The 6,951-nt window shown below is 44.1% G+C and carries 6 protein-coding genes; all 6 read left to right on the forward strand.

From position 1 onward, the window contains the following. The 6 genes from gspE to rpsO all read left to right on the forward strand — a co-directional run bounded on the left by gspE (position 1) and on the right by rpsO (position 6,762). Positions 1-1,707, forward strand: a complete 1,707-nt coding sequence (gene gspE / locus PHV77_06505; GenBank protein ID MDD5504938.1) for a type II secretion system ATPase GspE — start codon at positions 1-3, stop codon at positions 1,705-1,707. 108 nt (positions 1,708-1,815) lie between these two features. Continuing rightward, complete coding sequence (locus PHV77_06510; protein ID MDD5504939.1) at positions 1,816-3,042, forward strand: type II secretion system F family protein; 1,227 nt, start codon at positions 1,816-1,818, stop codon at positions 3,040-3,042. 127 nt (positions 3,043-3,169) lie between these two features. Further along, on the forward strand, positions 3,170-3,535 hold the full coding sequence (locus PHV77_06515; GenBank protein MDD5504940.1) for a prepilin-type N-terminal cleavage/methylation domain-containing protein: 366 nt from the start codon (positions 3,170-3,172) through the stop codon (positions 3,533-3,535). Positions 3,536-3,692: 157 nt separating this feature from the next. Continuing rightward, positions 3,693-4,058, forward strand: coding sequence for a prepilin-type N-terminal cleavage/methylation domain-containing protein (locus tag PHV77_06520; protein MDD5504941.1), 366 nt, complete (start codon positions 3,693-3,695; stop codon positions 4,056-4,058). Positions 4,059-4,176: 118 nt separating this feature from the next. Further along, positions 4,177-6,243: a hypothetical protein gene (locus PHV77_06525; protein MDD5504942.1), complete on the forward strand. Its 2,067-nt coding sequence runs from the start codon at positions 4,177-4,179 to the stop codon at positions 6,241-6,243. A gap of 249 nt (positions 6,244-6,492) precedes the next feature. Beyond that, positions 6,493-6,762 (forward strand): 30S ribosomal protein S15, encoded by a 270-nt coding sequence (rpsO, locus tag PHV77_06530; protein MDD5504943.1) that lies wholly within the window; start codon positions 6,493-6,495, stop codon positions 6,760-6,762. The last annotated feature ends 189 nt before the right edge of the window (positions 6,763-6,951 follow it).

Here is a 6,951-nt window from a genome sequence, read left to right on the forward strand (position 1 = left end):
ATGCGTAAGTCTAAATTAAAAATTGGCGAGATACTTCTTAATGAAGGCCTGATTAACCAGTCGCAGATTGACGAGGCGTTGAAGTTTCAAAAACTTAGCGGCAGAAGCATCGGGGACATATTGGTTGACAGGGGCCTGATCAGGGAAAATGATCTTTCAAACGCCCTTGCCAAGCAACTGGATATACCGTTTGTGTCAATCAAGGACGGTTCGTTAAAGCCGTCCGAAGACAATGACCTTGATAAAATTATACCGCAGTATTTTGCCAGAAGCCATATGGTATTGCCGCTTTCAAAACACCTGAAATCGCTTACCGTTGCCATTGCCAACCCGCTTGATCTTTTGCTGATGGATAACCTGAAAAAGATGACAGGCTGTGATATTAATCCTGTTATTGCCACAAAGGCGGATATCAGGGAAATGATATCACGGTTTTACGGCGCGAAAGATCTTTTGGAAGAGGCTGTTGACAGCTCCTATGATATAACGGAGGCAGGCGTCAACGCGTTCAAAAAACAGTATGAAAGCGAAAGCCTTGAAGACATTGTCTCAAAGGCCGAAGAAGCGCCTATAATAAAACTTGTTAACCTTCTTCTTATACAAGCGGTAAAAGACAGGGCAAGCGATATACACATAGAGCCTTTCAAGGAAAAGATAAATGTGCGTTTTAGGATTGACGGAATATTACATCAGATAGCGCCTCCCTCACAGCACCTTTTGCCCGCTTTGATATCAAGGATAAAAATACTTTCTAAGATGGATATTGCTGAAAAAAGACTGCCGCAAGACGGCGGTTTTACCGTAAAGATTGAAGACAGGCCCATTGATTTAAGGGTATCTGTTATACCTACCCTGTTTGGCGAAAAAGCCGTGATGAGAATACTTGATAAAGGCGCTGTCTCTTTTGAGCTTGATAAGCTGGGTTTTTCGGAAAAGCACCTTAACAGTTTTAAATCGGTGATAACAAGGCCCTACGGCCTTATATTTGTAACAGGGCCTACCGGTAGTGGTAAATCAACCACGCTTTATTCGGCCCTGAACCATATCATGACACCAAAGAAAAATATCATGACGATTGAAGATCCCGTTGAATATCAATTGAGCGGCATAAATCAGGTGCAGGTCAAGCCCAATATCGGGCTTACGTTTGCCGAAGGCCTTCGTTCTTTCCTAAGGCAGGACCCTGATATAATGATGGTAGGCGAGGTCAGGGACATTGAAACGGCGAGTATTTGTATCAGAGCTTCTTTGACAGGACATTTGGTATTAAGCACATTGCACACGAATGACGCTCCTTCAGCCATTACCAGGCTTACCGATATAGGTGTTGAGCCGTATCTTGTCGCTTCAAGCCTTTTGCTTATCATGGCCCAGCGCCTTGTAAGAAGATTATGCCCCAAGTGCAAGGCCTGTGTTAAGATGCCTGACGCAATTGCTGACCGCTATGGCATAACCAAACGGGACATATTTGAGGCAAGGGGGTGTGAGTATTGTAAGAATACAGGCTACTCGGGGAGGGTCGCTATACATGAATTGCTTGAGATCACCCCTGAACTGCGTCAGCTTATCGCGGATAGAGCGGCGATGGATATGATAAGGCAGGCCGCTAAAAAGTCCGGTATGCGGACATTGGTGGAAGACGGTTTATCAAAGATAATGTCCGGCACAACAAGCGTTGAAGAGGTGATGAGTTCTGCCTTTGAATAAAGCGCGCCGGCCCATAGCAAGCCAAGAGCGGTTATAAAAGATAGTGGCCGCTTAACGGTTTACAGAGCGCGTAGTATATGTGCCGCGTTTAGCGCACAGGAGAGAATTATGCCTACTTATAAATATTATGCCAGGACAAGGCAATCCGAGTCCAAGGAAGGTTTTATTGATGTTGCCGGCGAAGACGAACTGGTAAACGCTCTTCAGGCCCAGGGGCTTGTGCTTGTTGATTTTCATAAAACTGAAAAAACAGATAAACCTTCCCTTGCCGCGGTCAAACACGTTAAGATGCATCCGGGCGTGAAACTGGACGACCTTATTACAATGGCAAAACAGCTTCAGGCGCTTCTCGGTTCAGGTATTACCCTGCTTAGAAGCTTTGAGATAATCAGCCTTCAGATACAGAGTAAAAGGCTTTATGACTGCGTTGAATCAATCAAGGCGGATATATCCGCGGGCAGCAGCCTGAAGTCCGCTTTGGAAAAACACCCAAAGGTATTTTCTAACCTTTGGGTAAACATCGTTGAGACCGGTGAGGCGACAGGCCAACTGCCGTTCGCTCTTGAACAGCTTGTAACCTATCTTGAATCATCGTCTTCTTTACAGAGAAAGATCAAGAGCGCGCTCGTATATCCTATGATAGTCCTTTGTGTGGCCGCCTGCGCCGTTATTGTGTTCATTGTAAAGGTAATACCTATGTTTGCCGGTATCTATTCCGGTTTTGGCGCCCAGCTTCCTGCTTTTACGCAGGCTGTGTTTGATGTCTGCCTTAGTATCAAGCGGTATCTGGTATTTTTCGTTGTTGCTGTAATTCTTGCGGTATTTGGCCTGCGTTATTATGCCAGTACCCATGAAGGCCGCAGGCGCATTGATTTGATATTGCTGAATGTGTTTTTAATAGGCGATATTATTAAGCAGGTTGCGGCTGTAAGATTTGCTTCGGGCCTTAATATGCTTATAAAAAGCGGAACGCCGATTTTGCACGCGCTTGACATAACTATTGAAACGGCAGGGAATATTATTGTAAAGGAAATGCTGCAGGTCGTTAAAGAGAATGTCCGGGAAGGCAGGTCAATGGCAGAGCCTTTGATAAAATGCGGGATATTCCCGGAGATGCTCGCGCATATGGTTGCCGTAGGCGAGGAATCAGGAGAACTTGCCAATATGCTTGATAGTGCTGCTAAATTTTACGGTGAAAGGGTAGATGCCACTGTTGTTAGGTTCGCTACCATGTTTGAGCCCATGCTTATAGTGGTAATTGGCGCCGTGGTCGGGACACTGATAATAGCCATGTTTTTACCCATATTCGGTATTTCAAGCGCTATGAGCAGTTGAAATGTTTTTTGTTTTTACACGATATGCTGATAACGGATACGCGGATAAGACAATAACGCGTAAAAAGTATCAGCTCTTGACAGGCGAGTGATTGAATGGTAAAATTAAAAAAAATGAGGAGGATTAGATGCTGCGTAAAAAGGGTTTTACTCTGATAGAGGTTTTGATCGTAATTATTATTTTAGGCATACTCGCCACCTTAGCCATGCCTCAATTCGCGGGCCTGGCAAAAAGGGCCTATTTTGCCGAGGCCTGGACAGGGCTTAGCTCAATGAGGACTGCCATGGAGTTATACAAGCAGGAAAACGGAAACTATGCCGGAGCCACTGTAGCCAATATACCTTTTACCACTCCGACAGGCGCCGTGTTCGCTTATTCCATAGCCAGTGTTGACGCGACCAATTATAATCTATTAGCCACCGGAAGCGGTAAGGCATCAGGCCTTACGGCATGGGTGACAGAGGACGGCGACAAAGGAAATGCGGGAGCTTGATTACGCTTCCCTGATACCGGCCCGGTTATCAGGCGTATTTGTTTTTATAAGGGATGGGTTTTAAAAAACCTGTCCCTTTATTTTTTTATACCACTCCACAGCTCTTGACAGGCGGGAGATTGAATGGTAAAATTAAACAAACAATGAGGAGGATTAGATGCTGCGTAAAAAGGGTTTTACTCTGATAGAGGTTTTGATCGTAATTATTATTTTAGGCATACTCGCCACCTTAGCCATGCCTCAATTCGCGGGCCTGGCAAAAAGGGCCTATTTTGCCGAGGCCTGGACAGGGCTTAGCTCAATGAGGACTGCCATGGAGTTATACAAGCAGGAAAACGGAAACTATGCCGGAGCCACTGTAGCCAATATACCTTTTACCACTCCGACAGGCGCCGTGTTCGCTTATTCCATAGCCAGTGTTGACGCGACCAATTATAATCTATTAGCCACCGGAAGCGGTAAGGCATCAGGCCTTACGGCATGGGTGACAGAGGACGGCGACAAAGGAAATGCCGGAGCTTAATACGCTTCCCCTGATACCAGGTCAATTATCAGGCGCATTTGTTTTTATAAGGGATGGGTTTAAAAAAACCTGTCCTTTTTTGATATAATCTTATTATGCGGTAGCTATAACAAGATTAATGGATACGCGCGCAGATAGCCGTATTTATAAAATACGCCATGATTGGCTTAGGCCTTCTATGGCGATCATAGGCCTTTTATCAGCCCTGATTTCAGGCATAAGGCCTATTGGTTGTAATGATATCTGGTTACATATCAAGACAGGCTCGCTTATCTGGAGCAGCCATCATATACCCTGCACTCAACTATATTCATTTCTGCTTGAAACCTGCGCGTGGATAGACCACAGCTGGTTGTTTCAGGCGCTTATCTATCCGATATATGATTTTGCGGGCATGCCAGGTATTATGATATTCCGCCTTGCCTTGATTGCTCTTATAGCATCCGTGCTTTTTGTTACTGCTTCCAGAACAAAACAATACATTGTTTTATCGTGTTTTACTGCTGTGGCCGCGCTTTTTGCCTGCTCCGGCCGTTTTAACATGAGGCCGGATATCATCAGCCTTTTGTTCGCGGCGATATTTTTATCCATGCTGAAGTCCTATAAGGGAGGAAGAGGCATATTTTTTCTCATCCCTATTCAGATTTTATGGGTTAATTTACATGGATATTTTATATTGGGCCCTTTTCTTGTTTTCATGTTTATATTGTCAAGAATATTGTGCCGCAAGCTTAAACTCCCCTTTGACTGGAATCTGAACGCTCTTGATAATAAATCACTTAAGGCTATTTTGCTCCTCTTTTGCGCCCTTATAGCATCGCTGGCGGTCAACCCCTATTTTTTAAAAGGGGCATTATATCCTCTTGCGATAATAAGAAATATTTCGTTAAGCGGTTTTCAGTTTTCTGTGATCAATGAACTCCGGTCCATACCGATAAATGACGCCTTATTTGCCGGCCCGCCCGCTCTCTTGCCTGCCATGGTCCTTGTTTTCTTTTATTCGCTTTTTCTTAATATAAGGCGTGTTGATATATTTGATATCATGGTTGTTGTCCCGTTTCTTTTTATAACGCTAAAGGCCGGCAGGCACGACGCGATACTGGCCCTTACGGCCGGTATTTTAACTTTGCGTAACCTTGCCTTATCGGACGGTAATCTTTTATCCGGTGCCGGTTTTTTATTTTTATCAAAGAAACGGCTCGGGCTGGCCATAAGCAAGGTGCTGTCCGCGGCCGTATATATAATTATTTTCTGTGGCATTTTTTTTTATGCGCGGAATTTTATTATAGCCATAACGGCAAAGCGCGTGTGCGATCTTAAGGGCAATTGGGCCAGCATTGTGTTTTTGCCTAATGTTTCAGGTTTGTCCTCATCCAGGCCTGAAGGCGCTGTGCGCTTTATAAAGGATAAAGGTATAAAAGGCAATATCTTTAATAGTTTTAATAACTCGGCCTATCTTATATTCGGCCTTTACCCTGATTGCCGGGTATTTATTGATGCCAGAAGCGAACTTTATGGCGACGCATTATTGATGTCATATACCAGGATAATGAAGGAGCCCGCCATATTGGATAGGATACAGCCCAATATGGGGATAGATTTGGTTGTTTTACCCTGTAATGATTGGCGGACTGCGGGGATGTTTAAATATCTATACAATTCCAAAGATTGGAACCTTGTTTTTTTTGACGGAAATACTTCTGTATTTTTTCCTAAAACCAAAAACCGCAAAACTATAATTGCCAAGAAAGACATTGTCTGTCTTGAAGAATTTGAAATAATGCCCGATAAAGAGCTTGTGGAAGAGGCCAGGGAAAAAGGCTATTATCCCGAATCATATGTCAACCTGGCCCGTTTTTTTTGTCTTACGGGTTTTTACGATAATGCCCTGGATGCTTTGAAATTGGCCCAATATATATGTCCGTATGATCCGTTAATTTATTGCCTGAAGGGTATTGCGCTTGACGGCCTCAACCTGCCAGGGCCCGCTTCTGAAGCAATGCTGGAGGCGGCGCGACTTAAGCCTGCCGACGCGATGATTTTTCAGAATATCGGCATATTTTTTTTAAAGAATAATAATCTTGACCTTGCTGAAGGATGTTTCAGGCTTGGGCTTAGGCTGGAGCCGGATAGCGATGGAATAAAGGAATGCCTTGAAGCTCTAAAGAGGGCCCGGGGCATTTAATGATATCAGCTCCCGGCATGCGCCTTCGCGGCACGCGGTTCTTATGAAGCCGTAAACGGCGCGAAACGGAGCTTGGATAGCGTTATTGCAAGGTAAGAGTGGTTTTGGCTTGGTTTTTTGCGGTATGAGTTACAATCCACCGCGGCATCACTCTTCATTAATTTTTCTTTACATCGGCTTAAATATCTGATATAATTCAAAACATATTAATAATATTGGCAAACTACATTGGAGGAAAGGCAGACAACAATGGCATTAAGCAAAGACAAAAAACAGGCTGTAATAAAACAAAACAAGATCAATGACAAGGATACGGGTTCTTCGCATGTTCAGATAGCCCTGCTCACGGAGAGGATAAACGGTTTGACCGAGCATTTTAAGGCCCACAAGAAGGATCATCATTCCAGGCGCGGGCTTTTGAAAATGGTATCGCAGAGAAGAAAGCTGTTAAATTATCTTCAGAAAAACTCGCGGGAAGAATATAATAATCTTATAGCAAAACTCAATATCAGAAAGTAATCAGTTTAAATTGGTTGTATTTGGAGCGCGCTCCCCTCTTGCTGCAACTTGGTTTAGCATGTAGGGGAGTGTTTGTTATAAAGGCGGTTAACAACGGCGTTGTCTGTTATTTTTTTACGGACAGGATAAACATTACGCAACTTTAAAGTCAGGAGACAGGATGAAGACGAGCGCAAAAGCTGTAATAGG

The organism is Candidatus Omnitrophota bacterium (genome assembly GCA_028716165.1).
Taxonomy (GTDB): Bacteria; Omnitrophota; Gorgyraeia; order JABMRG01; family JABMRG01; genus JAQUQI01.